Raw genomic sequence first — 26853 nt, 5'->3', positions numbered from 1 at the left:
TAGAATCAATGGCTTTAATTAATTTGTCGGGTGCATACCTTTCGTTTAGTGATGCCCCATTACTGGATAATACCGAAATTCATATCGAAGATAACGAACGTGTATGTTTGGTTGGTCGCAATGGTGCGGGTAAATCGACATTAATGCGAGTGTTAACGAAAGAGCAGCCGCTGGATGATGGTCAGTTAATTTACGAGCAAGACTTGATTGTAGCCCGCTTACAGCAAGATCCACCGCGTAATATTGAAGGCACTATTTTTGATTTTGTGGCTGAAGGCGTTGCAGAACAAGCTCAGTACCTCAAAGATTATCACCATGTTGCGAAAGAGGTCGAAACTGACCCGAGCGAGAAAAATCTAAATAAATTAGCTGAATTGCAAGAGGTGTTGGATAACCGTAATTTATGGTTATTAGACTCTCGTATCAGTGATGTCCTGAAGAAACTCGGTTTACCTGCAGATGCAGAACTATCTTCATTATCAGGTGGTTGGTTACGTAAAGCCGCTTTGGGCCGTGCGTTAGTGAGTAACCCGAGAGTATTATTTTTAGATGAACCAACCAACCACTTAGATATTGAAACCATTCTTTGGCTGGAAAATTTCTTAAAAGATTTCCAAGGTAGTATCGTATTTATTTCCCATGACCGTTCATTTATCCGCAATATGGCAACCCGTATTATTGATTTAGACCGTGGGCAATTGTCTTCTTGGCCGGGTAATTATGATGACTACTTGGTGAACAAAGAAGAAGCTTTGCGTGTTGAAGAGATGCAAAATGCAGAATTCGACCGTAAATTAGCCCAAGAAGAGACGTGGATCCGCCAAGGTATTAAAGCGCGTCGTACTCGTAATGAAGGGCGTGTTCGTGCACTGAAAGCGCTACGGGTAGAGCGTTCAGAGCGTCGTGAAGTGATGGGCACAGCGAAAATGCAAGTAGGTGAAGCATCTCGTTCTGGCAAAATTGTATTTGAAATGGAAAATGTGAATTACCAGATTGATAATAAAGTACTGGTAAAAGATTTTTCAGCTCAAGTATTACGCGGTGATAAAATCGCTTTAGTTGGGCCAAACGGTTGTGGTAAAACAACATTACTGCGCTTAATGCTAGGGGATTTACAAGCAGATAGCGGACGAGTGCATTGTGGTACTAAGTTGGAAGTTGCTTATTTCGACCAGCATCGTGCAGCATTGGACCCAGATAAAACCGTGATGGATAACTTGGCAGAAGGCAAACAAGAAGTCATGGTAAATGGTAAGCCACGCCATGTTCTAGGCTATTTGCAAGATTTTATGTTCCCACCAAAACGTGCGATGACACCTGTTCGAGCACTTTCAGGCGGTGAGCGTAACCGGTTACTGCTCGCGCGTTTATTCCTAAAACCAAGTAACTTATTGATCCTCGATGAACCGACTAACGACCTTGATGTCGAAACTTTAGAGTTACTTGAAGAATTAGTTGATGGTTACCAAGGAACAGTTTTACTGGTCAGCCATGACCGAGAATTTGTCGATAACAGCGTGACAGAGTGTTGGATCTTCGAAGGTAATGGGGTTATTAACCGTTTTGCTGGTGGGTATTACGATGCTCAACAGCAAAAAGCACAAACCGTGAGTTTGAAAGCAGAACAAACGGGTAAAGTGACTGGCCAAGATAAACAGGCGAAACCGAAAGAAACGGTAAAACGTTCAAATAAGCTCAGTTACAATTTATTACGCGAATTGGAACAATTACCAGCAAAATTGGAACAACTTGAAAGTGAAATTGAAGTGCTGCAAGCTCAAGTTGGTGATGCTGATTTTTTCAACCAACCACATGATGTAACAGAAAAAACGCTGAGTCAGTTAGCGGCAAAAGAAGCTGAATTAGAGCAAGCGTTTGACCGTTGGCAAGAGCTTGAATTGTTGAAAAACGGCTAATTACGTTTTAATTAAAGGAGCAAATACACTTTGTGCAACCATGAGTCTCATGAACATGTGCTTTGTCCTCAGTGTGACATGTTGGTTGCAGTTCCTGAATTGGAGCAAGGGAGCAAGGCAACGTGTCCACGTTGTGAGACCACATTGGTCTCAAAGTGGCGATATCCGTATAAGCAGCCGGCAGCATATGCAGTTAGTGCATTAATTATGCTATTTATTGCCTGCTTATTCCCCTTTGTTAAGATGGGCGCCGCAGGGATTGAAAATGAAATCTCGTTATTCCAAATAATTGAAATTATAGCAACCACGCGTTATAGCGGTCTGGCACTCTTTTTTCTATTTTTTTCATTGATTATTCCTGCATTTTGTATGATCACAATTATTCTTTTAGGGTTGCAAGTTCATATTCCTAAAGGTATTAAAGTGGTGATCACCCGTATTTTGTTCCAAATGAAAGCGTGGTGTATGGCTGAGATCTTTTTAGCGGGGGTCTTAGTCAGCTTTGTTAAATTGATAGCTTACGGTGATATTGGTATCGGGTTAAGCTTTTTACCTTATTGTGCTTATTGCATGCTACAAGTAAGGGCTTTTCAGTGCTTAGACCGCCATTGGCTGTGGAACCGAATTGAAGCGGCTCCGAAGCTAGATAGGCGGTTAATCGTGGGCCAGACGGGTATTAAACAAAATGTACGTTTATGCCTTGTGTGTACGGCGATTTTACCTGCCGAGCAGTCCAAATGCCCACGTTGTCACTCTCATGGTAGTGTGCGTAAAAACCAAAGTTTACAATGGACTTTGGCGCTTTTAGTCACATCAATTATGTTGTATATCCCTGCTAATGTGCTGCCAATGATGACTACTAATACGTTGGGGACGGCATTAAATTCGACCATTATTGATGGTGTGATTTTGTTGTGGGAAGACGGGTCATATCCTGTTGCCATGGTGATTTTTGTGGCCAGTATCATGGTACCTACATTGAAGATGATAGGAATTGCGTGGCTTTGCCTAGATTCTAAAGGGTACGGTAATCGCGACCCGCATCGTATGCACTTTATTTATGAGTTGGTGGAATATGTCGGCCGTTGGTCAATGATAGATGTGTTTGTTATTACTATTTTAGCCTCTTTGGTTCAAATGGGGCAATTGATGAATATTGTCCCTGCGATGGGGATTATTTTCTTTGGTGTGGTTGTTATTCTCACAATGTTTGCAGCGATGACCTTTGACCCTAGATTAACATGGGACCGCTGTGAAAGAAAAAATGCAGTAAATACTGTTGAACAAGAAGGAGTCATCGGGTGACTGATAAAGAAACACCACAGGCCAATGCCAAAATTAGCAAGCTAAAAAGTTGGTCGCCTGTATGGGTGATCCCAATCGTGACAGTCTTGCTTGGTGCTTGGGTTTTATTTTACCACTTTAGCAACCAAGGCCCAGAAGTGACATTAATCACTTACAATGCTGAAGGAATAGAAGCGGGTAAAACGAAAATTAAAAGTCGCAGCGTTGATATTGGCGTTGTGGAAAGCGTGACACTCGATGACAATTTTAGTCGAGTGATCATTAAAGCGCGTTTGAACAATGAAATGAAAGAATTACTGCGTACCGACTCCGCGTTTTGGATTGTAAAACCGACAATCGGTCGTGATGGTGTCACTGGGTTGGGTACATTACTTTCAGGTGCTTATATTGAGCTTCAACCGGGCTTAGCGGCAAAAGAGCATTTCGAGTTCACTCTGTTGGATACCCCGCCTCTTGCATCACCAGATGCTAAGGGCATTCGTGTAGTACTGGTGAGTGATAAGGCAGGGCAATTAAACCCGGGTGATCCTGTATTATTCCGTGGTTACCGAGTCGGTTCTGTTGAAACTAGCAACTTTGATATGGATAAGCGTGATATGCGCTACCAATTATTTATCAATGCGCCGTATGATAAATTAATTAGTTCAAATGTACGTTTCTGGAAAGACAGTGGTATTGCTTTTGATATGTCATCCCAAGGTGTTCACGTTGAAATGGGCTCAATTGCTACATTGCTTACTGGTGGTGTGAGTTTTGATGTTCCAACGGGGTGGGTTCCAGGTGCGAATGTAAAGGAAAATACTGAATTCCAACTGTTTGATAACCAAAGCAGTATTCAAAACTCCTTGTATACACAGTATCAAGATTTTGTCTTATTTTTCTCCGACTCAGTGCGAGGCCTGCAACCAGGAGCGCCGGTCGAGTTCAGGGGTATTCGTTTAGGTACTGTTGCACAAGTGCCTTTTTATACGGAAGGTTTAGACCAATCTCTGGATAATGACTTTAGAATTCCTGTTTTAATTCACATTGAGCCAGAACGTTTCTCTAAAGATGTTGGTAAGAATTTTAATTTAAAAAATGAATTAAATTTAGCGTTGAAAGATGGCTTGAGAGCATCATTAAAATCAGGGAATTTGCTAACTGGCGCATTATTTGTTGATTTGGATTTTGTGCAAAATGCAGAGCCTTATAAAGGCCCAACGGTGGTTGCTGGCTATAAAATTATCCCAACAACCAGTGCAGGATTAGCGCAAATTCAACAAAAAGTCATTGCAGTGTTAGATAAAATTAACAATATGCCAATTGAACCGATGCTTAATCAAACCACACAAACATTGGCAGAAGGGCAAAAAGTTGTTAAAGAGGCTAATGCTATGTTGGCACAGCTCAACAAAGTGATGGCGAGTAAAGAGTTCCAGAATTTACCTCATGACTTGCAAAAAACACTGCAAGAAATGAACCGAGCAATGCAAGGTTTCCAACCTGGTTCACCAGCTTATAATAAAATGGTGGATAACATGCAGCGTTTAGACCAAGTATTGAGAGAAGTTCAGCCGCTTTTACGTACCTTGAATAATAAGAGTAATGCACTAGTTTTTGAAGCTGAACCAACGAAGGATGTTGAGCCTAAAGGAGTGAAAAAATAATGAGATATTTATTATCGATATTTGTTTTGTTATTGGCGGCTTGTAGTAGTACTCCAGAGAAAAAGTACTACCAATTGCCAATGAAAACTCCTCAGATACAATCTGCCGAGGTGATGGATAAAGGCCAAGTATGGTTGCAGCGTATTATGTTATCAGATGTACTGACGTCAAATGGTATTACCTACCAAACGACAGATGTCAGTTATACTAATGCAAGTACCCACTTATGGGCTAGCCCATTAGAGCAACAACTTGGGCAGTCGATGGTGAGTGAATTATCTGCGGCGTTACCTGAAAAATTGGTATCGTTACAGCCATTACAGAACTCACCGGATACACTTGATATCACTTTAACGGCCTTTAATGGGCGGTATGACGGTAAAGTATTAGTGCAAGGTTTTTGGACTTACTCTCATGATAACAACGTGATCCGCCGTAATTTTGATGTGCAGTTAGATCAAAACGAAGATGGCTATCCAGAGTTAGTCCGTACGTTATCGATGGGTTGGCAGCAAGTGGCTGAGAGTATTGCGAAAGAAATAGATAAATACTAGTTATTGGCAACTATTTAAGTAAATTATATTAAATGCACCTTGAATATATGTAGTTTTATATATTTCAGGTGCATTATTATTTTTATCAAATATAGATATTCTTTTAATTTATATTTAGTAAATAATAATTATATTTGTTCGCTAATATTATGATAAATAAAAGAATGTCTTTGTTTTTAATTTAAATCAATGAGTTATATTAATTGCCACATACAAGTCACATTTATGCTATTTATGACAAATATATGAAAATCTTTACTTGATTTTTTTATCAACGGGCGCTATTTCTATAGAGTACCTATTAAAAAATAGTAGGTGCTGTTTTCTTTTCCATTTAAATGATGAGGGAAGTAAGGCATGAAAAGACAGAAGCGAGACCGTTTAGAAAGAGCTTTATCGAGAGGTTATCAAGCAGGTTTAGCAGGGCGCTCTAAAGAGCTGTGCCCATATCAAGCAGTAGATGCTCGGTCGCATTGGCTAGGTGGTTGGCGAAAGGCGATGGAGGATCGAACCGTAGCGGTAGTATAATCCCCATATTCGTTGATCTTTTAGGTTAAATAGCCTGTACTCGTTTTCTTGCGTATTTTTTGGTTTTTAAGTTAAAGAGATCAATCAATTTAAGAACCTCCGCCATTGCGGAGGTTTGCATTTCAAAGCTTAGAATGCGCTCGTGTCTTTAAAAAGACCCACTTTTAAGTCTGTTGCAGTATAAATTAATTTACCGTCAACTAATACTTCACCGTCTGCTAAACCCATAATCAGCTTACGGTTGATCACGCGTTTAAAGCTGATACGGTAAGTGACTTTTTTCGCCGTAGGGAGAACTTGGCCCGTAAATTTAACTTCGCCAACGCCTAACGCACGCCCTTTACCTTCACCGCCGAGCCAGCCAAGGTAGAAGCCAACTAACTGCCACATTGCATCAAGGCCTAAACAGCCTGGCATGACAGGGTCGTTTGTAAAGTGGCAGCCAAAGAACCAAAGGTCCGGATTAATATCCAATTCAGCTTCCACATAACCTTTGTTAAATGTACCGCCATCTTCAGTCATACTGACGATACGATCCATCATCAACATGTTTCCTGATGGCAATGGAGGACCATTTTCTCCAAATAACTCGCCTTTACCAGAAGCAATTAAATCATCTTTTGTGTAGGATCCGCGTTTCTCAACCATGTTCTTAAGATAGCCTTTATTATGTGTAGGGCTACAGGATAGCGTACACTTGTACGCTGAACAACTCCGATCTGCTATTTTTTACGCAATCTTTACTCAACTCATCCATTTTAAGAACCAAGGGAGTCTAGCTTTATCTGGTGAGTTTGCTTGGTTGATTCGTTCTTGAATTAAAGCTAACAGGTGTACATTTTCCTCTTCAGCTTGTTGTTCAAAGTACGGCTGCTTAGTGAGTAAAGTAATGGCTTGGGCAACATGTTCAACAGGCCAAATATGGAATTGACCTTCTTGAACCGCTTCAACGACAGCCGACTTGGTGCATAAATGGCGCACATTTGCCATTGGGATGATGACACCTTGGTTGCCTGTTAATCCTCGTTTTTCACAGATATCGAAGAAGCCTTCAATTTTCTCATTTACCCCACCAATAGGTTGGACATAACCAAATTGGTCAACCGCACCGGTGATGGCAATTTGCTGATCAATAGGTTGTAGAGCTAATGCACTAATTAAAGCACACAGCTCTGCGAGCGAAGCGCTATCACCATCAACTTCACCATAGGATTGCTCAAAGACGATAGAGGCGGAGAAAGGCTGAGGTTGTTCTAATTTAAGCTCGTAATTTAAATAGGCTTGCATGATCATCATGCCTTTGGCATGAATATTACCGCCTAGCTCGGCTTTACGTTCTACATCGGTAAATTCACCATCACCTAAATGTGCAACACAGGTGATTCGCGAAGGTTCACCAATGGCATCAGGGTGCCCCGGGTATTGCAAAACAGACAAACCATTAACTTGGCCGATAACTTCACCTTCGGTTTTAACAAAGATTTGTTCTTGTAAAATATCATCTTGGGTTCGTTCGGCAAGAAAACTGTGGCGCCATTGGCGATTCTCATTTGCTTGATTAAATGACTCTTGAGTTAGCAAATGATTAACATGGTAATGGCTAGCATCGACAAGAGAGCGAACTAGCCAAAGAATATCAAGAGGAAGATTAAATTTATCTTCACAGTAACGTACAGCTTGTTGGATAAAAGGAGCCCAACCATCAGGCGAAATATTCGGTAATTTATTCGAATCAATAATGGATTTTATGTAACGCATCCATAAGGCCAATTGCTCTTCATCCTCGAAGAACATAATAGGCTCATATTCGCCATAAATAGTGCAGCTAAATAGCTCCGGTGCTGTAAATTCAAATTCTTCTAAAGCGAGTCGGTCACCAACAATAATAACTTTAAGTTCTAAGGGATGTGGCTCAATTTCAATTGGTAAAGGTTGATTTTCAGAATAAGGTAACCATTCAAGTTGTTGACGGTTAACCATATTTTTTAAGCGAGCCCACATTAAAGGCTGGTTAATTAAAGCACTAGCTGCGATAACTAATATGCCACCATTGATTTGATGAAGTAAGCCAGGTACTAAATTCAAGGACGGGGTGACATAGCCGAATAATTGTTCAGGTTCTATCCAATTACGGTAAGCGATTTTTTCACGAGAAGAAAAACGGCTTTTAACACCATTTTTCCACTGAAAAAGTCGATTATCTTCAGATAATTGATAATCACCATCAATGGTGTTGATATTTGCTAGCAAGGGGGTAATTGCATTAGCATAAAGGCTAAGATATTCCTCACTTTCATCAGACTTGATAAACATAAAGCGCGTTTGGGCAAATTCATCAACAAAATGTTGTATGCCATCAGACAGCCTAGGCTGAATGTCTGACAAAATTGCAGGGGTCAACGTTTCTGAAGATACAAATTTCGTCTGAAATGACGATAAGTTAGGAATTAGGCCTTGCCATGTTAGTTCTTGACTGATCACTATAATTATCTGCTATTAATAGGGTTATAAATAGAATGCCTGCCAATAAGCTGGGCGTATATGCCTGAACAAGGTTTATTTAATAAATTTGCTAAATAATATTGTTTGTTTTATAAACAAAATTCAGGCTAATTCATTACCCAATGGGCAAGCCTGTTATATTAGCCTTTGATAGGCAATCTTGCAGCAATAATTGTTGAATTATCGACTAGAATAACGAAAACATAAACACAATAGGTAGTGTCATTGGCCAAGTTAAGCCAATAAGTATGGCGCTCAATAAACGCATAAAACAGTTAGGGTCTTTTGTTACGAGTAGGGTAAATAGCATTGCGCATACTCCGCCAATCCCATAGATGACGAGTATGTATTCAAATGTGGACATGCAGTTTTATTAATTTGTTAACAGATAGGGGCGGATTGTACACTATTTTTACAAGGGCAGGTTATCTTCTTTACTGAAAAAGTGAATATTCTACTAAATCGAATATCTGCTTGAGTATTTTGTTTATAATCTTGCTAATATAAAGATAGGTTCAATTTTCTTCAGGAAAAATTATGAAATATCAGCAGCTTGAAAATCTTGAATGTGGCTGGAAATGGGAATACCTCGTCAATAAAGCAAGAGGTGGTGAAGCTATTACCCGTTATATAGAAAGAAGCGCAGAAAAAGAAGCGATAGACTTGCTGCTAAAAATGGAAAATAGACCGATTGATGTACTAAAGTGGATCACTTTGCATATGAATCCTGAGCTTGATAATCGAATGAAACAGAGTATTCGAGCGAGGCGTAAACGTCATTTTAATGCAGAACATCCCCATACACGTAAGAAATCAATAGATTTAAATTTTTCGGTGTGGCAGCGTTTGTCTAATCTTGCAGTGAAACGTAATAAAACGTTGTCTGAAACTATTATTCAGTTGATTGAAGATGCAGAACATAAAGATAAATATGAGAGTCAAATGAGCTCATTAAAGCAAGATTTACAAGCGATCCTCGGGACGTCAAAGGAAAAGGATAATTAATAAAGATCGGTAAGGATCATTACTGTTGTGTGTATCCAAGTGGTATGCGTTTATTATGGGATATTTATTTTTAAAGTGAATATTTCTATCGTACCTATTATTCTAATAGCATCTAATAGTAAAAAAACCCCAATATTAATTGGGGTTTTTTATGTTCAGTTCGAAATTCAAACTAGGGCTAAGAATTAAGCACCTGGTTGAGTTACAACTTCAGTTGTACCTTGGATTTCGATTTCAACGCGACGGTCTGGCGCTAAACACTCGATCAGAGCAGCACGGCCTTTAACATCGTCACATTTGTTACCAGTTACTGGATCTTCTTTACCACGGCCTTCTGCAGCGATTGCGCTAGCTGGAACGCCTTTAGCAACTAAGTAGTCAACTACAGACTGAGCACGTTTTTGTGACAGTGGCAGGTTGTAGTTTTGTGAACCGATACGGTCAGTGAAACCAACTACCAGTACGCGACCTTGAGTTGGGTCGATGCTGCTAAGTTCGTTGTACAGCTCATTCAGAGCTTCTTGACCTTCTGGTTTCAGGCTTGCTTTGTTGAAGTTAAACAGAACGTCTGAACGCAGAGTAAAACGTTTGTTTTCAACAACTGGAGCTGGAGCAACAACTGGAGCTGGAGCTACAACAGGAGCATCAGCTTGACCGAAACGGTAAGCAACACCAACACTCAGCATGCCGTTGTCTGGACGAGTACCGATATTGTCTTTGTCACCTAAGTTGCTAACCCATTGGTAGTCTAAACGAGTCGCCCACTCTGGAGTGATTGCGTACTCAAGACCCAATGCGTATACAGGTGCAACGCCAGTGTCAGTTTCTTTGAAACGACCTTGTGTTTGGTTTGCTTTTGCTTCAGTACGGTAAACCATACCACCTAAACGAGTGTAAACGTCTAAGTCATCCATGATTGGATAGCTTAATTTGGTCGTTAATGAAACACCCATAGATTTCAGGTCACCGCTGTTACCAGCGCCTTTGTATTTCATTTTACCGAACCAATCATAACCAAGCTCGAAGCCCATGTATTGGTTGTATTGGTAACCTGCGAATGCACCAGCACCGATTGTGTCGCGGTCAGTAGTTTTACCTACATGAAGATCAGTTTCAGGTGAAGTGAATTTAGTGTCTTCATAGTGAGACCAACCTAATTTAGCACCGGTATACCAAGTGTTATCTTTTGGAGCTGCTTGTGCAACGGTTGCAAAAGCTGCTACTGCCACTGCTACTGCGATAGCTGTTTTTTTCATTTTTACGCCTCGTTATCATCCAATATTGGCTTGGCTTCGCTGAGCCTTATTATATGCCATTGGTTTAATTTACTTGCTAGGTTTCGCAGACATTATCTACAAAAAAATAATAAAAGTAAAAAAATAATGCCATAAGCCGAACAAGCTAAAGTCTACAACGAACTTAAAAAGATACAAGTAGAGTGAGCAATAATCGTTAAAAAAAGTATTTTTTTAGTGTATAAATCAGAGAGATATGTATATTTCTTGTAATGATTATTTTTTATCTATCTGATTGATCTACAATACTTTTAATTTAACTTTAGAGATAAATATTTCTAAAGGTTAAATTTAGTAAGAAAATTCTTAATCTTAGCTAGTGATAATGATTTGAGTGAATTTTTAAGTGGTTTGGCTGTCCTGCATGTGTGCTAACCATATTATATGTTTCTTGTGGGCGCATAATTAAACCGATAGAACGGCCTTCTTTAGCTGCATATTGTAAGCGAATAAAATCTTGCTCGCTTATTTCCGGTAGCCACCCTAAAACTACACTATAATTACCACTTCTTAGTGCTTTTTCCATGGCATCAATCGTAGTGATATCTTCCATATGATTTAATTGCATAACTTTATGAGTAGGTATACCTGATTGTTCTAACCAGTGTTTACTTAGTCGTTTATTTGGACTTAGCCAAAGTAACCAGCGCGATTGAACCCCAAACTGACGAAGCATTGGTAATAAAATATAATCCATAATAGGGTGTTTTTCATCGTAAACAAGTTCGCTCACCATACCTTGTTGCATAGAGCTATTGGTAAGCCCTGTAGCAGGGATTGATTGTGCGTAATTATTAAGAGAATGTTCTGTTGAGTTGTTCCAAGAATAGATGCTCATAATTTACCTCGTTACAATGCTGTATGAACATACAGTAACTGTATATCCATCCAATATCAAGACTATTTTTTCAAAGCGCTTCGCAACTTTGTTGTTTTTCTCTGCATTCTGCTTGGCATTTTTTATGGAAACTCTCAAAATTGGTTACGCGTAATTATCTGTAAAAAAAGAAATTATAAATTTAATTTTCTCAAGGATGAAAATTGAGCATACCCAAAAAGGAGTTTGGTAATGTTGTTAGAAGAAGAAAAAATTTTTTATTTATCCGGTTTGTTAAGTCAATTTGGCGCATTAAAACGTAAAAATCATTTTGGTGGATTTTGTTTATTAGTCGATGATGCAATTGTGGGGCTGGTACTTGATGACTGTTTTTATTTACGTGGTTGTTTAGTTGCGAGGAGCCACTTTGAAGCGTTAGGGTTTAATCGGTTAGTTTATAGTAAAAAAGGTATTCCATTGGAAATGCGGTACTATCAACTTTCGGAACAAGTTTGGCATGACGAAGTTTTGTTTCTCCAATATATTGAGTTAGCGTACCGTTCAGCTATCGAGGAATTAAAACAAAAGCAATCAATGACCATGCGTATAAAAGATTTACCTAATATGAATATGTCAGTTGAGCGTGCTCTAGGGAAAATAGGCGTATCTCATGTTGATGATTTGCGCATGATGGGTGCAAAGGCTTGTTTTATGAAGCTAAAAAAACATGGTAGAAATAACCCCAGCATCAAGCTACTGATTGGTTTAGCAGCTGCAATAGAAGGATGTCATAGTGCTGTTTTGCCTAAGGATATCAAACAAGAACTAATTGCTTGGTATAATAGCTTTGAGTTGACGTCAGCCTAAACTCACTGAAAACGACTTTTGCCATTAATATAATCAATATTACATATAGCTATACGAGGATGAGTGGGTATTTAGAATTTTAATACCCGCTCATCGGTATATTTATGTTGCACTGATAGTGCGAATGATTTGCTGTATCTCAGGGATTAGCTCAAGTAATAACTTAGTTTGCTCCATGATAAGCAACGTTTTTTCGTCATCACTGGTTGAAATATCATCTATGCGGTGTAATAGACTATGGCGAAGTTTATCTGATTTTTCATCAACAACTAGCGGGTCAATGGTTGTGATTTGTAAGGATGATTCAACATAGCAAATAGCGTCGTTGAGTAATAAAAGATTGCCTTCATTTTGCATTTTTTCACGATGCGCACCTAGCGCTGAAATATAACTGAGTAAAGTATGGTTTAAGCAAAGAAGGCGAAAAGCTTGTTCTTGGGTGATTCGGTAAGACTTAGGATCAGAAGCCATATTGGACACAATGGAAGCGAACTCTGCATCATTATTGTGTGCGTCTCTACGTGCAACTCGATACTCAAGGCGGTTGTCTTTACCTTGGTAGTACTGCTGTAAAATAGCATCTAAATAACGGCAGTTGCTATCCATGGTTTTTTGAATGATTTGGGGGAGTTGGCGGAATTTCCAATCTGGCCAAATAAAGCTAACGGCAAGTAATGCAATAAAACAACCAATTAATGTGTCAATGATCCGTGGAAGTGCAACATCAAACCCTTCACCCAGTAGGTTAAAACAAAACAAAACGAGAAGTGTGATGAATAAGGTTGCTTGAGCATATTGGCTACTGCGAAACATAAAAAACAGTAAGCCAGAAATAACGATTAGCGTAAGTTGGCCTTCCATCGAGGGGATTAAATTCAGCAAAGGTAAACCAATGAGAATACCAACAATAGTTCCTATTATGCGAAGGGCTAAGCGGCGTTTAGTGGCACTGTAGTTAGGTTGGCATACAAATAAGCTAGTGAGTAATATCCAATATCCTCGTTCCATATCAAATAGTTGGATAATTATATAGCCAGAACAAAGGAGAATTGACATTCTTACTGCATGGCGAAATAAAGATGATTTTGGCGTTAAATGGTGTTTAACTCGTGAAATAATATCACTAATCCCTGATAACGATTCATCAGATAACTGTTCTATTTGTTTATTATTTTGCTGCCATGCACTTTGCTCAAGGCTCAGGCCTTTAAGTTGAACATCAATTCCTTTTAAGTTTTTAAGTAAGTTATACAGGGCTTTAATTTCATGAAGTTCAGGTGATTGCTGTTTTAGTAGCTGTAGCGATTTTTCAATGTAAGTGAAAGTGCGTTCAAAACGAGGATTATGTTGGTATTGTTTACGCCATAAAACAGATTGAGCAACTTGTTGGCAGGCTCTCGCTTGCATGGTTAATAGGCGTTGGAAACGAAATAAAATATCACAATGACGTAAAGTGCGGCTAAGTTGTTGATATTGTATGTGAGAGGAGCTAGCCCGTTCGTGAATGTCTTGAGCAACAAAATAATATTGTAGCGAATTTCGTGTACCTTTTTGTCCCCGATCTCCTTTTAATCGACTCAATAATGCCATTTTTGCTTGGTTCATGGTGCTGACCAAGTGACTGTTTACTAATGCTAAATCATAAACAGAGCGTTGGTAGTCATCTTCTAAATCAGGATCAAATAAGTTAGCTTTTGCATCTAAATAAGCTGAAAGTTGCTGATAACATTGGGTTATTGCATCTTGTAATGGCCTTACTGGAAATAAAATATGCCCAATCAAGGTTAAAATATTATACCAAATTGCCCCTGTCAGTAATAATGCGGGTTGTTGGTACCAAGTATCAAAAATGGGTACACCGAGCATGGTATAAATGGCAATTAATAGTGCGCCAAATGCGATGGTAGCGTATCGCTGTCCTAAAGCACCAAGAAGAATAAAGCCACACGTAGAAAAAGCGAGGCCAAAAAAGAAAAATAAAGGATAGGGAAAAAGGAGTTCAATAGAAACGGATGCAATAAAAAAACAAAAAAGTGTAATAATTAAATTTTTTATTCTACCAGTTAGCCTATCATCTAAGTCAGTTAGTGCTGCAGCAACGACACCCAATGTGAGTGGGATGGTGATTTTAGGTTCTTGACCTAACAACCATGGCACTAAGGTTGCGCCTGTCAGGGCTATAAATATTCGGATATAATATAAAATATGGCTGTTATATAGCACACGACGATAACTGGTAAGCAGTGTTAACACAAAGTACCTCAAAGGTAAGACAAGCCTTAATCTATATAGGATAGCTTGTTTACAAGGAATAAAAAACTGTTTGGAATCAAGCCAACCGTATTTTTGTCATTGATTTTCTCAGGTGCAGGACGTATGGAACTGAAATCAACACAGATTGGACAGCGTCTGGCTCAGCATCCCTACAATCGGGTTCGCTTACTCAACGCAGGTATTGAAGTGAGTGGTGAAAACCACCAATATCTTATCCCATTTAATGAACTCATTGATCTTCGTTGTAAGAGAGGGATTGTTTGGGGGGAGTTAGAATTTGAAATTGTGAATGAACAGGTTGTTCGTTTACACGGCACTGAATGGAAACAAACTCAGCGCTTTTACCATTATTTAAATGAAAAATGGCAGCAATGGAGCATTGAAATGAGTCAAGTCAGTGCTCATGTATTGACTGAGCTCGTTAATGCGATTGAACAATTGACGCAGCAAGATCATTGGTTGACATTACACCAACTAGCCGAAATAAAAGATAAAATATCACAAAAATTCTCGTCATTGCCTATGCCTTTAGCACGTATTTCATTGTTTGAAAATTGTGCATCACAGTATCAAGAATGTTTGAATTGGCTAAGTAACAGTCAAGAATGCAGAAAACAAATTAATGATCACTGGTGTGAGTCTGTTTTAGTTCGCTATCACGATTTTTTCCAGCAGGTAGAAACATCGCCACTCAATTATTCACAGTCCTTATCAGTGATCAATGGTGAGGACAATGTATTAGTGCTGGCGGGGGCTGGGAGTGGTAAAACATCAGTCCTAGTCGCTAGAGCGGGCTGGCTTACCTTGCGAGGTTTAGCAAAACCAGAACAAATTCTCTTGCTGGCTTTTGGTCGTAAAGCTGCGGATGAAATGAACGAACGTATTCACTCACGCCTACAACAAGATATTGAAGCAAAAACTTTTCATGCTCTTGCTTTACATATTATTCGTGAAGGTAGCAAAAAATCGCCAGTGATTAGCGAGTTAGAAACAGACACTCAAAAACGGCATACATTATTATTAAATGAATGGCGGGAACAATGTTCAGCTAAGAAAGCGCAAGCAAAAGGGTGGCGAGAATGGCTTTCTGAAGAGTTACAATGGGAAATTCCAGACGGTGAATTCTGGAAAGACGAAAAAATTAGCACTAAAGTCGCTACTCGGTTAGACCGCTGGCTAAGCTTAATGCGTATGCATGGTGGTAGTCAGAAGGACATGATTGAGAATGCGGCGGAAGAAATAAGAGATCTTTTCCAAAAACGTATTCGTTTAATGGCGCCGTTATTGAAAGCGTGGAAAAGCGCATTGAAAGATGAAGGCGCAATTGATTTTTCAGGATTAATTCATCAAGCCATCAATATTCTAGAAAAAGGGCGTTTTATTAGCCCATGGAAACATATTTTAGTTGATGAGTTTCAAGATATTTCTCCTCTTCGCGCTAAGTTATTGCAAGCACTACGAAAGCAGAATAAGCAAACGACGTTATTTGCTGTTGGAGATGATTGGCAAGCTATCTACCGGTTTAGTGGCGCAGAATTAGACTTAACCACATCGTTTGAACATAACTTTGGTATTGGAGAACTTTGCGCTTTAGACACGACTTATCGTTTTAATGAGCGTATTGGTGAGATTGCTAATCAGTTTATTTTACAAAACCCTATGCAGTTAGATAAGCCATTGAATAGCTTAACTAAAGGAAATAAAAAATCCGTTATTCTTCTGTATGAAGATGCGCTGGAACGTTTGTTGGATAAAATGAGTGGTTATGTCCTTGATGATGAAACGATATTAGTGCTCGCTCGCTATCATTATTTAAAACCTAATATTTTAGATAAAGCCAAGACTCGTTGGCCAAAATTAAACATTCAGTTTATGACTATCCATGCCTCAAAAGGGCAGCAAGCAGATCATGTGATAATTTGTGGCTTGAATAGTGGAAAGGAGGGGTTTCCTGCTCCTGCCCGCGAATCAATTATTGAGCAAGCATTACTGCCTAAGCCAGAAGATTTTGATCATGCAGAAGAAAGACGTTTGCTATATGTCGCATTAACACGGGCTAAGCAGCAAGTTTGGTTGCTTTATCACCCAGAAAAGCCGTCAGAATTTGTTGATGAACTCAAGCAGTTGGGCGTTCCAAAGCAAAAGAAACCTTAAGGTAATTTTATTTTGTATTAAGCGCCAGAATGCAGTGGCGCTTAATATTGATAGATTAGTTAGTTCGTTTAGTTAAGTAGCTTTGGTAATCAGGAATAACAATGTCTATCGCATTATCAAAATAGGGCGAGGTAATTAAAAAATCCGCGGTTGCAGGGTTGGTTGCGACAGGGATATTCCAAACTGTGGCTAAGCGTAGCAAAGCTTTAACATCTGGGTCATGAGGTACTGCATTAAGAGGGTCCCAGAAGAAAATCAATAGGTCAATTTTTTGTTCCGCAATCATTGAACCTATTTGTTGGTCTCCCCCCATTGGGCCACTTAACATACTGGTGACTGGCAATCCAGTGTGCTGGTTAATTAAGTTACCGGTTGTTCCTGTTGCATATAAATTGTGAGTTTGAAGTCGTTCATTATTTTTCTTAGTCCAAGATAATAATGAGGGTTTACAGTGGTCATGGGCAACCAAAGCAATATTTTTTGAGGCTGTAATTTTACGGGTAGTTGATTCCATGATATTCCCTTAAATAAGATGCGAGATAGACATCTTTAAAAATTGAATGAGCAAAGATATACAACATATATCATAATGCTTATGAATAGTTTATAGGTTTTGGGAGATATTTTGATGAGAGATCAAGAAATTGCTGAAATTTTAAAGAGTGCTCGGACTATCGCTTTAGTTGGGGCGAGTGATAAAGCCAATAGGCCGAGTTATGAAGTTATGGAATATCTTTTGCACCAAGGCTATACCGTTATTCCAGTGAGCCCAAAATTGGCAGGACAAACTTTATTAGGGCAACTTGTATATGAAAAGCTTAGTGATATACCTGAGCCCATTGATATGGTCGATGTATTTCGTAATGCAGAAGCTGCAGTAGGAGTAGCCAGGGAAGCGGTAGAAGTTAAAGCTAAAGTTTTGTGGTTACAAAAAGGCGTGATTAGCGAAGAAGCGCAAAAAATCGCTTTGCAGGCAGGTTTGCAGTTTGTTATGGATAAATGCCCAAAACAAGAAATCCCTGCATTAGGCCTTGAAAAATAAATAATTCTCTAACGCTAAAAAGTAAAGCAGCTAGTTAGCTGCTTTACGGTTGCGTTCATAAATAACAATATCGATATTTGAAGGTTAGTTGCGAAGGCGAGGTGCTTGCAACTGAGACCTTATTGATTCCGCTAGTTCATCCATTGATGGTTGTTCTGGATGATCTTCTACGGTTTCATAGGTAATTTGAGCTTCAGCCAAATAAGTATGAACAGCATCCCCATTGTCATCTTCCATAACAACATGATACCAAGGTAGATCGCGTAGTGTGCTGTTAGCGGCAATATCATCATCATGTGGTTGTTCGAGCGAATACTCAGCGTCTACATCTACAACGACGCCTAAGTAGCCGAGAAGTTTGTGTCTAACTTGTTGCCCGATTCCATATTTACTGGTGATCATCATAGCGACCTCCTAAAAGCCTTGCTTATACTTCAAACTATATATGGGCAGTGCTACGCGTTTTCAAGCTAAGATATGGACAATTATCAATAACGCAATACACTGTCTTTATACGTAACTATCAAAAGCAGTGCCTCATTTAGCAGATTATCTGTTCAATGAATAAAAAACAACTGTTAAAAGAAGGTATCAATACATTATGCTCTGACAATGGAGGTTCACATGACTGCATCAGGTCGTTATTTTTATATTTATGGTCGTGTTCAAGGGGTTGGGTTTCGTTACCAAACCTATCATTGGGCTAATCAGAATGGCATAAAAGGTTTTGTGTGTAACCGGGATGACGGCAGCGTTAAGTTAGCTGTTTATGGCTCAGAGCAAGATATTGAGTTTGTTGATGAGTGGCTGAAAGCGGGGGGCCCCCCAGGTGCCAAGATAGACCATTTTTTCACCGAAAATTGGCAAGCCGAGCCAATAGCGGACTTTAGTGTCCGCTATTAGCAAGAAATTAAATACATTTCACCGGTTTTGGCAGGCCAGCAAGTTTAGTGGCTTGTTTAGCTGGGCCTTTTGGAAATAGCCGGTATAAATAGCGGCTATTGCCTTTTTCTTCCCCAAATTGTTGAGAAACGGCTTTAACCAACATACGGATAGCCGGTGAGGTATTAAATTCCAAGTAGAAATTCCTGACGAAATGGATAATTTCCAGGTGTTCATTAGTAATTTCAATATCTTCTTGCTGCGCGAGTAAAGGAATTAATTCTTCACTCCATTGTTGGCTATCAAGCAGGTAACCTTGCGCATCTGTTTCTATTTCTTGATTATTAAAAACCAACATACTCTTATTCAACTCAAATAAAATTAGAACGTAAATTTAGCAAAAATTGGGATATAACCCAAGTAAAGTCGTTAGAATGTCGATATTTTCATCTAACAGTATGAAAGACGTATATTTTTAAAGCGAATGATCAAATTAGGGGTTTACATCCAATGAGAGGATGTTTATAGTGCACGTCATTGCGGAGGGGTGGCCGAGCGGCTGAAGGCAGCGGTCTTGAAAACCGCCGATGGGAAACCATCCGAGAGTTCGAATCTCTCCTCCTCCGCCATCTCCACTTCTAGTAACTTCTTCCAAAGTCTCCCAATCCCAAGTAAATCAAGCATTCCAACTAAATTCCATTATTCCAACGTTTACTATCGTCTATTGAAAACTTCCCCCTTTAGGTAGTACATCTATACTCCATGATTTGAGTACCTCCCAATGGAGCTAATCATTATACTAACTGATACCAGAAGAAAGCGTGATGATGCAAAGAGATTGCTGGCGGATGAAATTGACCCAAATCAACAACGTAAAGAACAAAAGCTGGCGGAATGGGTTAAAAAATAGCAGGGGAATTTATTAAGCACCATAATTCACAATAAGATATGGTGCTTGTGAATTAGCCGTGTAAGTTAATTGGTATTCATTTTTAATTGTTCTTGATAATGCTGAATTTTAAGCTTCAAGTTACTTAAGTGTTCATTTAGAGATAAAATTTGCTTTTCAAGATTAGCGTAGTGTTCAGTAAGCAAATTCATTCTCTCAAATGAAGTTGATGTTCCTATATTTCTTAGTACCGCATATTCTTTAATCTTTTTTAAAGGCATGCCAGTTTCTTTTAAACGAGTGATAAACTTAACCCATTCAATATCATCTTCAGAATAGTACCTATGATTGTTTGCTTGTCTGGATGATTTCAATATTCCTTCTTTTTCATAGTATCTAAGGGTGTATATGGTGAATCCGGTTAGTTGTGCAAACTGACTGATTGAATAATTCATGTATTACCTAGAAATTTCTTGACCTAGAGTTAACTCTATCCTTTACCCTTTTGAAACTTTTGTCAAAGAGGGTATGTCATGAGAAATAAACATTATGCGGTTATTACAGGTGCGAGTTCAGGTATTGGTCGTGCAATTTCAATAAAATTAGCTGAGCGTGGATTTAATATTATTGCTGTAGCAAGGCGAGATTCCTTGTTGAATGAATTGAAAATCGAATTGCGTAAGATTAATCAATACATTGAGGTCGTAACAAAATCATGTGATTTATCTATTACAGATGATGCTATTTCACTTTATGAGGAACTGAAAGCTTTTGATATTCGGGTATGGGTAAATAACGCCGGTGTTGGATATTATGGGGAAGCATTCTCTCAGCCAATAAAAGATGCACAAACTTTATTAAATTTGAATATCAATACACTCGCAGTTCTATCGTTAATGTTCGTGCGTGATAATCAGAATATTGATGATTCACAGTTGATCAATGTAAGTTCTGCAGGAGGATATACTATCGTACCTACAGCCGTTACCTATTGTGCTTCGAAATTCTTTGTTAGCTCTTTTACTGAGGGATTGGCTCATGAATTATTGAACTTGGATGCTAAGATTAAAGTAAAATTACTGGCTCCAGCAGCGACCAAAACAGATTTTGGTCGAATTGCTAACGGAGTAGAATATTATGATTACGATAAAGTTTTTGGTACATATCATTCTAGCGAGGAACTAGCTGATTTCTTCATTCAGCTATATGATTCAAACAATGTTGTTGGATATGTAGATAGAGAGAGCTTTAGCTTTAAATTACTAGATAATAAAATGCCTTACGCAAATAACAATAAATTTAATCAAAAAATATAAGTACGAAAAAACCGCCAAAGCATAAGCTGAGGCGGTTATGTATAAATGGTCTTATCAACTAAAGGGATAACCAGATGAAAAAATTATGATAATAAAGCCAGTTGTACCAATGCTTATATGATGCTTTCATGGCAGAATATACGTTAACGAAACGTCAATAATATAAGGTGTTTTTTGTTGTTCTAATGACGTTTTTATTTGTATTTTTTGGCTTGTTCAGACATGAGAGTAATTAGCACACAGTTTTGAGTTACCATCCCACATAACTAAATGATGATTAATACCATGGGTTATAACTAAATCATCAAGGTTAGTTTCATCAAAAAATTTCAGTGGATAGAAAAATAGTAACTTGTTGAAATTGTTTTATAAATATAATATTTAATATCTTAATGCCATGGATTTTATCAAGATGAATAAATTATTAGTTCCAGTTTTTTGTATTGCTTCTTTATCAGGATGTGCGGTGACTGAGTATAATTATGTTCCTGACTCACAAAAAATCAGTGAGCCTAAAATAGGTCAGGTCAACCATATTACAGTAGGGCAACCCTTAGTTAGAGAAGGCAATATTAGTGAAATAGACGGAATTAAAGTATTAAACCCTGTACAGATAGATTTGGCATACAAAATTATTCCGGGTGTATTCAAAAAAGTGGGTTCAAGTGATAAAGGCGATTTTTATATGCCAGACCAAATAATTGACTCTGGTTCGGTCGCTGTTGAGGTTTTAGGGCAACCTTGGAATTCACTTTTAATTAAAAAAGGATCTAGTCCTAATGAGATTTGTATCGTAACAGATGTCAATGTTGCTGTTTGTAGCGATAAAGCACAAATCGAACAGGTGAAATTAAACAATTCTGATGGTAATTCATTTGAACAGGCTTTAATTTTCAATGGGATAAATGACCAAGTTGTCGATATTAGTTATCAAAAAATAGGTTCGAATATTGAGAACCAAGGATTTGGCGATACGATTCAGTATAACCTTAAAAATAGCGACATTATTTCTTATCGAAATGTAAAATTAAAAGTTATCGATAGCTCAGAAAACTCATTAACCTATACAGTGATAAGCAACTTTTCTGACAATTAATTAATGTGTGTCACATTAATTAACCAATTGAAAAACAGCGTTTAACTAAATTTAATCTCTAGTTAAGCGCTGTCGTGGCATCTTTTCTTACTTTGTTATCTCGCTAACTTCAAAATATTTGGATCACATCGACAGTTGTAGAATGTTGTCTTTTTAGTATACGTCACATACTCTAAGTTAAATTGATTTAACATAGAGGGTGTTATTTATGATGAATATCCAATCTGACCACAATAGCTTTTTTATTTTATCCGATGACAAGCAAACTCGTCTTGCCGAGATAACCTTTGTTTATACTGGCGATGAACTGGTGATTATTGACCACACCGTGGTTGATGAAAGCTTAAAAGGACAGGGAATTGCAAAGTTATTAGTTGCTAAGGTTGTTGAGCGAATGAGAAATGAAGGACGAAAAATTATTCCATTATGCCCTTTTGCAAAAGCAATATTCGATAGAACACCTGAATACAGTGATATCCGCCAATAACATTTGCTAATTACTGATGAGGTAAGTATGAGTATTCAATTTAATGATAAAATACCTGATTTACAGTTGATTACAGCACGTTCGAAGGATGTCGGTGGGCTTCTTGTTGCACGAGTTTTGCCAACAAGGGAGCGTAGGCTAATAGGAGCTTGGTGTTTTCTTGACCACGCGGGCCCGACGGTTTTTAAAGGAGACTCAGAGGGAATGAAGGTATCACCTCACCCTCATACTGCTTTACAAACATTCACTTGGATGATTGAAGGTGAAGTATTGCATCGAGATAGCCTTGGTTATGAGCAGGTTATTCGGCCAGGACAGGTTAATTTAATGACAGCAGGTCATGGGATCAGTCATTCTGAAGATACCTATGGAGAGAGCCGGCAGTTACATGCTGTGCAATTATGGATTGCTTTGCCCGAAGCAGTTAAAGATATTTCCCCACGCTTTGACCATTATCCTACGTTACCTCGTTGGGCTGAAGGCGAAATCTATTTCAATTTATTAGTTGGGGAATATGGCACTTATAAAGCACCAACATTGACATTTTCACCGTTGATCGGGCTTGATATTATTGCGAAGAAAACCGCTAGACAAGTTTTAACTTTACGATCTGAATTTGAATACGGTATTTTTGCCGTAAGTGGAAGTGCCATTATTGAAGGGCAGCAAATTAAGAGTAATGAATTAGTTTATTTAGGCAAAAATATAACAGAAATTTCTATAGAGCTAGCTTCAGATAGCCATATTCTATTACTGGGTGGTGAGCCTTTAAATGAGTCAGTACTAATGTGGTGGAATTTTATTGGTCGAACTAAAGCCGATATTCATGCCGCAGTTGAGGAGTGGAACCAAGGAAACCTACGTTTTGGCCGTGTTTATAACGATGAGCGCGAGCCAACACCGGCTCCAATTATGCCATAATCAATTTAAGTAACTCCTTTATTATTATTTTAAAAAAAGGAGTTACAGTCATTGTTATTGTTTATTATTTTTTCGTATTTATATTTGTCTTTAGCCGAAAATGGCTTTGAATTTAATTTAAGACTCGTTTTATACTCAGTTTATGAGTTCATAACCTGACTTTTATCGAAAAACTGATAATATGTATACAAAAGGCTATTTTTAAGTCAAAGCAAGCCGTAGCAGTTAGAGGTAGACGATAGAAATGAGTAAAAAATACCCATTGGGAATCGTTTGTTTAAGTTTATTCCCTGTTTCTTTTGTATCATTAGCGTTTCAAGAACAGCAATATAACCCAGTCGTATTTAATCTGGCTCAACTTTATGATTTCAATCCTGTCAGAGGTGCTGTTAAGCAAATAAAATCAGTTGTTTATAATGAAGATAAATCAATTAATTATGAATCAATGTTAAAAATTGGTCATGATGGTTGTGTGGAAAGTTTTACTTTTGATCAAAAGAAAGATGAGTATTTAAATGGTGCTCATAACTATCTTTTTGTAAAGCGAGTTAAAAATAAATTGGTTGGTAGGGATGTTAGTGGTCCTGTCGAAATGGTGATAGGTGATAACTGTCAAATAATGTCTAAAAAAGATTCAAATGGTGAATTAATCTACCAATATAACCAAGATGGCATTATTGCTGGCTCATTGCTTGCTGATACGAAAAAACAATATAGCAAAAATGATTATAATGAATTTAAACTTCCAACAACGATAAATTATTTTAAAGATAATGCACTCATCTCCGAGACTATAGTCACTTATGGGAAAGATATGAATAAGCCGTTTGATCATACGATGGATATCCGTGCATTGGGACAAACAATATTATTAGTCAATTCTAAGTGCGATTATAATGCTAAAAATATTGCCTATAAATGCAACTTTATTTTAAATCTTAACTCGAATGGTAATAATATTAAATTACTAAAAAATAGTATTACTGAAGTCGACTTTTATTAAATATAGGAGATGTTTAATGGCTATTTCTGCAAGAAATCAACTTACAGGTGTTGTTGAGTCGGTTGTTGTTGGCTCAGTAAATGATGAAATTATTTTAAATTTAGGTAATGGAGAAAGCATTGCTGCCATCATCACTAAAAACAGCACTGAACAGTTAGGATTAGAAAAAGGCAAGCAAGCAGTTGCGGTGATTAAAGCACCTTGGGTTGTTCTTGTTTCTGATGCACAAGAGTACCAATTTTCAGCACGTAACCAATTCAATGGCAAGGTAGAGTCTATTGAAAAAGGCAGTGTAAACTCAGTCGTTAATTTAAAAACGGATGCAGGAACATTATTATCAGCAGTAGTAACGAATAACAGTACAATTGAAATGGGGTTAGCAGTGAACAGCAAAGTTACTGCAATAGTTAAAGCCTCTTCGGTTATTTTAGCAACCAAAAAATAACTATATCCTTATTTTATAGCAAGGCTGTCATTGCGAATGAAGTGGTGGCCTTTTCTATTTCTGGCATGAAATTAAGAGCTGCTTAGTATTTAATATCTTAATTTTTTTACCTTTTTTCTCAATCAATTTATCACTGACGAGTTTAGATAGTGTTCGATTTAATTGCCTAACGGAGACGCCTAGCATTGCAGCTAAAGAGTCACGATTTTCTAATTGAAAACTTTCTCCATTCTGCTTTTCAGCAAAAGTAAGATAGCGTCTTAATTTATATTCAACTGAATATGATGCACTGGAGTGTAACTGTGATGTGTTATAAAGCTTTTTGCTAAGGTGCTGACAGATAAATTGCAAAAATAATGGAGCGTAAATTTCTTTTTTTCGGATCATAGATAAAGGTAGTGCAAGCAAGTCTGCATCTGTAACTGCCTGGATCGTATTATAGATACGGTCATTTTCAAGGTTACTTTGAAAAAGTTCTAAATCACCAATGATAGAAAATGCATTTTCAAATGAAAAAATGACTTTGCAACCGTTAGTTTCATAACGTTCAATTTGCAATTTTCCGCAAACAAGGAAGTAAAGGTGGCTGATTTGGCTATCTTGAAATATTAAATATTCTTTGGCCTTTATGTGGATAAGTTTTGTTTTTTTGAGAGTTTCGTCAGAAATGATTTTATCAAGTTGATGATGAGTAATAAATTCTGCACGCTTTATTGTAGAGTTTATTGCTTTCATTTTTATAACCATTTTCGCTTGAAATTATACTTAAATCATACTCGTTTTTTTCATTTAAAAAAGGACATATGTCCTTTTTTAAATGGTAGTAACCTTGCTAGTTTATTAAAAAATAACTCGCAGGATATTAACATGAAAGTACCTTTAAAACCGTCAAGCGTATTTACTAAAAGCATAAAAACAGCAATTAACGTTATGCCAAAAATTGAACTACACGTGCATTTAGATACATGTTTAAGTTATTCTTATGTTAAACAAACCATCCCAACACTAACGTTTAATGAGTTTAAACAAGGCTTTATTGCACCAGTAAGATGCGAAGATCTTGGCGATTTTCTACGTTGCATTAAACCTCAACTTAATATATTACAGACAAAATCTGCTATTGGACTCGCTGTTGATGATTTGTTTGAGCAATTAAAAATGGATAATGTAATTTATACAGAAATTCGGTTTGCTCCTTTATTACATACTCAACAAGGTCTTTCAAGCCGAGAGGTTGTCGATATAACATTAGATGCGATTAATTCGGCAGTTGTAAAGTACGAAATAGAAGCTGGCTTGATTTTGTGTACTTTGAGGCATTTTACTGCCTCTCAGAGTCTTGAAACGGCAAAATTAGTTGTAGAATATCAATCTCGTGGTGTTGTAGCACTAGATTTAGCTGCAGATGAGGCTCGCTTTTCATTAGACAATCATGAAACCGCATTTAACTATGTCAGAGAGCACGGCGGCAATGTTATCGCACATGCTGGTGAGGCTTTAGGCTATGAAAGCGTGATTGAAACATTAGATAAGCTAAATGTTTCGCGTATAGGACATGGAGTTAGAAGTATTGAGAATTCAAATACGATTGAAAAGCTCAAAGTGTTAAATGTATTACTTGAAGTTTGCCCAAGTTGCAATTTGGTGTGCAATGTCTTTGATAGTATCGAAAACCACCCTATTAATAAGTTGAAACAGCAGGGCGTTAAATTAAGCATAAATACAGATGCGCGAACAGTTGCGGATGTAACATTAAATAAAGAGTACCAATTATTGCATGATATATTTGGTTGGGGTATTGCTGACTTTACTGAGTGTAATGTAAATGCATTACTGGCGAGTTTTATTGCAGAAGAAAAAAGAGCATTGTTAATGGAAAAGCTACTAAACTAATAGGGCTGATAGAAAA

The 26853-nt window shown here is 37.9% G+C and carries 28 protein-coding genes and 1 tRNA gene; 18 read left to right on the top strand and 11 right to left on the bottom strand.

Going from position 1 to position 26853, the window contains the following annotated elements; genetic code table 11:
- Window positions 1-8: 8 nt before the first annotated feature.
- From PSF09_RS02235 to rmf, 5 genes are all read left to right on the top strand, one after another.
- Window positions 9-1916, top strand: coding sequence for an ABC transporter ATP-binding protein (locus PSF09_RS02235; RefSeq protein WP_272665300.1), 1908 nt, complete (start codon window positions 9-11; stop codon window positions 1914-1916).
- 30 nt (window positions 1917-1946) lie between these two features.
- Entirely contained in the window at window positions 1947-3221 is a 1275-nt protein-coding gene (pqiA, locus tag PSF09_RS02230) for a membrane integrity-associated transporter subunit PqiA (RefSeq protein WP_272665299.1), read from the top strand.
- Window positions 3218-4867 carry an intermembrane transport protein PqiB gene (pqiB, locus tag PSF09_RS02225; RefSeq protein WP_210839503.1) on the top strand — a complete coding sequence of 550 codons (1650 nt, stop codon included), beginning with the start codon at window positions 3218-3220 and terminating at the stop codon, window positions 4865-4867. The genes pqiA and pqiB overlap by 4 nt, the downstream gene beginning before the upstream one ends.
- The gene (gene pqiC, locus PSF09_RS02220; RefSeq protein ID WP_109911061.1) at window positions 4867-5421 is read left to right on the top strand and encodes a membrane integrity-associated transporter subunit PqiC; all 555 of its coding nucleotides are present in this window, start codon (window positions 4867-4869) and stop codon (window positions 5419-5421) included. Before pqiB ends, pqiC begins: the two co-directional genes overlap by 1 nt.
- Window positions 5422-5778: 357 nt before the next feature.
- Window positions 5779-5949: a ribosome modulation factor gene (gene rmf, locus PSF09_RS02215; RefSeq protein ID WP_004909639.1), complete on the top strand. Its 171-nt coding sequence runs from the start codon at window positions 5779-5781 to the stop codon at window positions 5947-5949.
- A 129-nt stretch (window positions 5950-6078) separates the two neighbouring features.
- On the opposite strand, the gene fabA is transcribed toward rmf, so the two are convergent.
- From fabA to PSF09_RS02200, 3 genes are all read right to left on the bottom strand, one after another.
- Complete coding sequence (gene fabA / locus PSF09_RS02210) at window positions 6079-6597, bottom strand: bifunctional 3-hydroxydecanoyl-ACP dehydratase/trans-2-decenoyl-ACP isomerase (RefSeq protein WP_004909641.1); 519 nt, start codon at window positions 6595-6597, stop codon at window positions 6079-6081.
- A 96-nt stretch (window positions 6598-6693) separates the two neighbouring features.
- On the bottom strand, window positions 6694-8430 hold the full coding sequence (locus tag PSF09_RS02205) for a Lon protease family protein (RefSeq protein ID WP_272665297.1): 1737 nt from the start codon (window positions 8428-8430) through the stop codon (window positions 6694-6696).
- A gap of 208 nt (window positions 8431-8638) precedes the next feature.
- Window positions 8639-8815, bottom strand: coding sequence for a GhoT/OrtT family toxin (locus PSF09_RS02200; protein ID WP_004909646.1), 177 nt, complete (start codon window positions 8813-8815; stop codon window positions 8639-8641).
- Between the two features lie 173 nt (window positions 8816-8988).
- On the opposite strand from PSF09_RS02200, the gene matP reads away from it, so the two are divergent.
- Window positions 8989-9456 (top strand): macrodomain Ter protein MatP, encoded by a 468-nt coding sequence (gene matP / locus PSF09_RS02195; protein WP_004909648.1) that lies wholly within the window; start codon window positions 8989-8991, stop codon window positions 9454-9456.
- 185 nt (window positions 9457-9641) lie between these two features.
- Here the strand turns inward: matP and ompA are convergent, their stop codons facing one another.
- Complete coding sequence (gene ompA, locus PSF09_RS02190) at window positions 9642-10712, bottom strand: porin OmpA (RefSeq protein WP_210839496.1); 1071 nt, start codon at window positions 10710-10712, stop codon at window positions 9642-9644.
- A 355-nt stretch (window positions 10713-11067) separates the two neighbouring features.
- On the bottom strand, window positions 11068-11589 hold the full coding sequence (gene sulA, locus PSF09_RS02185) for an SOS-induced cell division inhibitor SulA (RefSeq protein WP_272683404.1): 522 nt from the start codon (window positions 11587-11589) through the stop codon (window positions 11068-11070).
- A gap of 231 nt (window positions 11590-11820) precedes the next feature.
- On the opposite strand from sulA, the gene PSF09_RS02180 reads away from it, so the two are divergent.
- Window positions 11821-12435 carry a TfoX/Sxy family DNA transformation protein gene (locus tag PSF09_RS02180; RefSeq protein ID WP_210835317.1) on the top strand — a complete coding sequence of 205 codons (615 nt, stop codon included), beginning with the start codon at window positions 11821-11823 and terminating at the stop codon, window positions 12433-12435.
- Window positions 12436-12537: 102 nt separating this feature from the next.
- On the opposite strand, the gene yccS is transcribed toward PSF09_RS02180, so the two are convergent.
- Window positions 12538-14688 carry a YccS family putative transporter gene (yccS, locus tag PSF09_RS02175; RefSeq protein ID WP_272665293.1) on the bottom strand — a complete coding sequence of 717 codons (2151 nt, stop codon included), beginning with the start codon at window positions 14686-14688 and terminating at the stop codon, window positions 12538-12540.
- A gap of 123 nt (window positions 14689-14811) precedes the next feature.
- On the opposite strand from yccS, the gene helD reads away from it, so the two are divergent.
- Window positions 14812-16863, top strand: coding sequence for a DNA helicase IV (gene helD / locus PSF09_RS02170; protein ID WP_272683403.1), 2052 nt, complete (start codon window positions 14812-14814; stop codon window positions 16861-16863).
- Between the two features lie 55 nt (window positions 16864-16918).
- On the opposite strand, the gene PSF09_RS02165 is transcribed toward helD, so the two are convergent.
- A complete protein-coding gene (locus tag PSF09_RS02165; protein WP_004909663.1) occupies window positions 16919-17377 on the bottom strand; it encodes a methylglyoxal synthase in 459 nt (152 codons plus the stop codon).
- A 114-nt stretch (window positions 17378-17491) separates the two neighbouring features.
- Between PSF09_RS02165 and PSF09_RS02160 the strand changes: the two genes are divergently transcribed.
- The gene (locus PSF09_RS02160; RefSeq protein ID WP_272665291.1) at window positions 17492-17905 is read left to right on the top strand and encodes a CoA-binding protein; all 414 of its coding nucleotides are present in this window, start codon (window positions 17492-17494) and stop codon (window positions 17903-17905) included.
- An 84-nt stretch (window positions 17906-17989) separates the two neighbouring features.
- On the opposite strand, the gene hspQ is transcribed toward PSF09_RS02160, so the two are convergent.
- Complete coding sequence (gene hspQ / locus PSF09_RS02155; protein ID WP_004256095.1) at window positions 17990-18310, bottom strand: heat shock protein HspQ; 321 nt, start codon at window positions 18308-18310, stop codon at window positions 17990-17992.
- A 219-nt stretch (window positions 18311-18529) separates the two neighbouring features.
- Here hspQ and PSF09_RS02150 point away from each other — a divergent pair, with 219 nt between their 5' ends.
- Window positions 18530-18808, top strand: a complete 279-nt coding sequence (locus PSF09_RS02150) for an acylphosphatase (RefSeq protein ID WP_004909670.1) — start codon at window positions 18530-18532, stop codon at window positions 18806-18808.
- Between the two features lie 7 nt (window positions 18809-18815).
- Here the strand turns inward: PSF09_RS02150 and PSF09_RS02145 are convergent, their stop codons facing one another.
- A complete protein-coding gene (locus tag PSF09_RS02145) occupies window positions 18816-19145 on the bottom strand; it encodes a TusE/DsrC/DsvC family sulfur relay protein (protein WP_272683402.1) in 330 nt (109 codons plus the stop codon).
- A 183-nt stretch (window positions 19146-19328) separates the two neighbouring features.
- Between PSF09_RS02145 and PSF09_RS02140 the strand changes: the two genes are divergently transcribed.
- Window positions 19329-19416, top strand: a tRNA-Ser gene (locus PSF09_RS02140).
- Between the two features lie 346 nt (window positions 19417-19762).
- On the opposite strand, the gene PSF09_RS02135 is transcribed toward PSF09_RS02140, so the two are convergent.
- A complete protein-coding gene (locus PSF09_RS02135; RefSeq protein ID WP_210835311.1) occupies window positions 19763-20131 on the bottom strand; it encodes a MerR family transcriptional regulator in 369 nt (122 codons plus the stop codon).
- Window positions 20132-20209: 78 nt separating this feature from the next.
- Between PSF09_RS02135 and PSF09_RS02130 the strand changes: the two genes are divergently transcribed.
- The 6 genes from PSF09_RS02130 to PSF09_RS02105 all read left to right on the top strand — a co-directional run bounded on the left by PSF09_RS02130 (window position 20210) and on the right by PSF09_RS02105 (window position 24944).
- Window positions 20210-20992: an SDR family NAD(P)-dependent oxidoreductase gene (locus tag PSF09_RS02130; protein ID WP_272665290.1), complete on the top strand. Its 783-nt coding sequence runs from the start codon at window positions 20210-20212 to the stop codon at window positions 20990-20992.
- A 412-nt stretch (window positions 20993-21404) separates the two neighbouring features.
- Window positions 21405-22088, top strand: a complete 684-nt coding sequence (locus PSF09_RS02125; RefSeq protein WP_272665289.1) for a hypothetical protein — start codon at window positions 21405-21407, stop codon at window positions 22086-22088.
- Window positions 22089-22299: 211 nt separating this feature from the next.
- On the top strand, window positions 22300-22575 hold the full coding sequence (locus PSF09_RS02120; RefSeq protein ID WP_164529360.1) for a GNAT family N-acetyltransferase: 276 nt from the start codon (window positions 22300-22302) through the stop codon (window positions 22573-22575).
- Window positions 22576-22602: 27 nt separating this feature from the next.
- On the top strand, window positions 22603-23496 hold the full coding sequence (locus PSF09_RS02115) for a pirin family protein (RefSeq protein WP_272665288.1): 894 nt from the start codon (window positions 22603-22605) through the stop codon (window positions 23494-23496).
- Window positions 23497-23740: 244 nt separating this feature from the next.
- A complete protein-coding gene (locus PSF09_RS02110) occupies window positions 23741-24499 on the top strand; it encodes a YnfC family lipoprotein (protein WP_272683401.1) in 759 nt (252 codons plus the stop codon).
- 16 nt (window positions 24500-24515) lie between these two features.
- On the top strand, window positions 24516-24944 hold the full coding sequence (locus PSF09_RS02105; protein WP_272665286.1) for a TOBE domain-containing protein: 429 nt from the start codon (window positions 24516-24518) through the stop codon (window positions 24942-24944).
- 54 nt (window positions 24945-24998) lie between these two features.
- On the opposite strand, the gene PSF09_RS02100 is transcribed toward PSF09_RS02105, so the two are convergent.
- Window positions 24999-25679 carry a Crp/Fnr family transcriptional regulator gene (locus PSF09_RS02100; protein WP_272665285.1) on the bottom strand — a complete coding sequence of 227 codons (681 nt, stop codon included), beginning with the start codon at window positions 25677-25679 and terminating at the stop codon, window positions 24999-25001.
- Between the two features lie 132 nt (window positions 25680-25811).
- Here PSF09_RS02100 and add point away from each other — a divergent pair, with 132 nt between their 5' ends.
- Window positions 25812-26837, top strand: coding sequence for an adenosine deaminase (add, locus tag PSF09_RS02095; protein WP_272665284.1), 1026 nt, complete (start codon window positions 25812-25814; stop codon window positions 26835-26837).
- Window positions 26838-26853 lie beyond the last annotated feature (16 nt).

This window comes from Providencia sp. PROV141 (assembly GCF_028481645.1).
Lineage (GTDB): Bacteria > Pseudomonadota > Gammaproteobacteria > Enterobacterales > Enterobacteriaceae > Providencia > Providencia rettgeri.
This window is presented reverse-complemented; position numbering and strand designations above follow the sequence as displayed.

Excerpts from the sequence above, each read along its gene's own strand:
- PSF09_RS02235 (WP_272665300.1), top strand. The coding sequence starts at position 9 with ATGGCTTTAATTAATTTGTCGGGTGCATACCTTTCGTTTAGTGATGCC.
- pqiC (WP_109911061.1), top strand. The coding sequence starts at position 4,867 with ATGAGATATTTATTATCGATATTTGTTTTGTTATTGGCGGCTTGTAGT.
- rmf (WP_004909639.1), top strand. The coding sequence starts at position 5,779 with ATGAAAAGACAGAAGCGAGACCGTTTAGAAAGAGCTTTATCGAGAGGT.
- fabA (WP_004909641.1), bottom strand. The coding sequence starts at position 6,597 with ATGGTTGAGAAACGCGGATCCTACACAAAAGATGATTTAATTGCTTCT.
- PSF09_RS02200 (WP_004909646.1), bottom strand. The coding sequence starts at position 8,815 with ATGTCCACATTTGAATACATACTCGTCATCTATGGGATTGGCGGAGTA.
- matP (WP_004909648.1), top strand. The coding sequence starts at position 8,989 with ATGAAATATCAGCAGCTTGAAAATCTTGAATGTGGCTGGAAATGGGAA.
- ompA (WP_210839496.1), bottom strand. The coding sequence starts at position 10,712 with ATGAAAAAAACAGCTATCGCAGTAGCAGTGGCAGTAGCAGCTTTTGCA.
- sulA (WP_272683404.1), bottom strand. The coding sequence starts at position 11,589 with ATGAGCATCTATTCTTGGAACAACTCAACAGAACATTCTCTTAATAAT.
- PSF09_RS02180 (WP_210835317.1), top strand. The coding sequence starts at position 11,821 with ATGTTGTTAGAAGAAGAAAAAATTTTTTATTTATCCGGTTTGTTAAGT.
- helD (WP_272683403.1), top strand. The coding sequence starts at position 14,812 with ATGGAACTGAAATCAACACAGATTGGACAGCGTCTGGCTCAGCATCCC.
- PSF09_RS02165 (WP_004909663.1), bottom strand. The coding sequence starts at position 17,377 with ATGGAATCAACTACCCGTAAAATTACAGCCTCAAAAAATATTGCTTTG.
- PSF09_RS02160 (WP_272665291.1), top strand. The coding sequence starts at position 17,492 with ATGAGAGATCAAGAAATTGCTGAAATTTTAAAGAGTGCTCGGACTATC.
- hspQ (WP_004256095.1), bottom strand. The coding sequence starts at position 18,310 with ATGATGATCACCAGTAAATATGGAATCGGGCAACAAGTTAGACACAAA.
- PSF09_RS02150 (WP_004909670.1), top strand. The coding sequence starts at position 18,530 with ATGACTGCATCAGGTCGTTATTTTTATATTTATGGTCGTGTTCAAGGG.
- PSF09_RS02145 (WP_272683402.1), bottom strand. The coding sequence starts at position 19,145 with ATGTTGGTTTTTAATAATCAAGAAATAGAAACAGATGCGCAAGGTTAC.
- PSF09_RS02135 (WP_210835311.1), bottom strand. The coding sequence starts at position 20,131 with ATGAATTATTCAATCAGTCAGTTTGCACAACTAACCGGATTCACCATA.
- PSF09_RS02130 (WP_272665290.1), top strand. The coding sequence starts at position 20,210 with ATGAGAAATAAACATTATGCGGTTATTACAGGTGCGAGTTCAGGTATT.
- PSF09_RS02125 (WP_272665289.1), top strand. The coding sequence starts at position 21,405 with ATGAATAAATTATTAGTTCCAGTTTTTTGTATTGCTTCTTTATCAGGA.
- PSF09_RS02120 (WP_164529360.1), top strand. The coding sequence starts at position 22,300 with ATGAATATCCAATCTGACCACAATAGCTTTTTTATTTTATCCGATGAC.
- PSF09_RS02115 (WP_272665288.1), top strand. The coding sequence starts at position 22,603 with ATGAGTATTCAATTTAATGATAAAATACCTGATTTACAGTTGATTACA.
- PSF09_RS02110 (WP_272683401.1), top strand. The coding sequence starts at position 23,741 with ATGAGTAAAAAATACCCATTGGGAATCGTTTGTTTAAGTTTATTCCCT.
- PSF09_RS02105 (WP_272665286.1), top strand. The coding sequence starts at position 24,516 with ATGGCTATTTCTGCAAGAAATCAACTTACAGGTGTTGTTGAGTCGGTT.
- PSF09_RS02100 (WP_272665285.1), bottom strand. The coding sequence starts at position 25,679 with ATGAAAGCAATAAACTCTACAATAAAGCGTGCAGAATTTATTACTCAT.
- add (WP_272665284.1), top strand. The coding sequence starts at position 25,812 with ATGAAAGTACCTTTAAAACCGTCAAGCGTATTTACTAAAAGCATAAAA.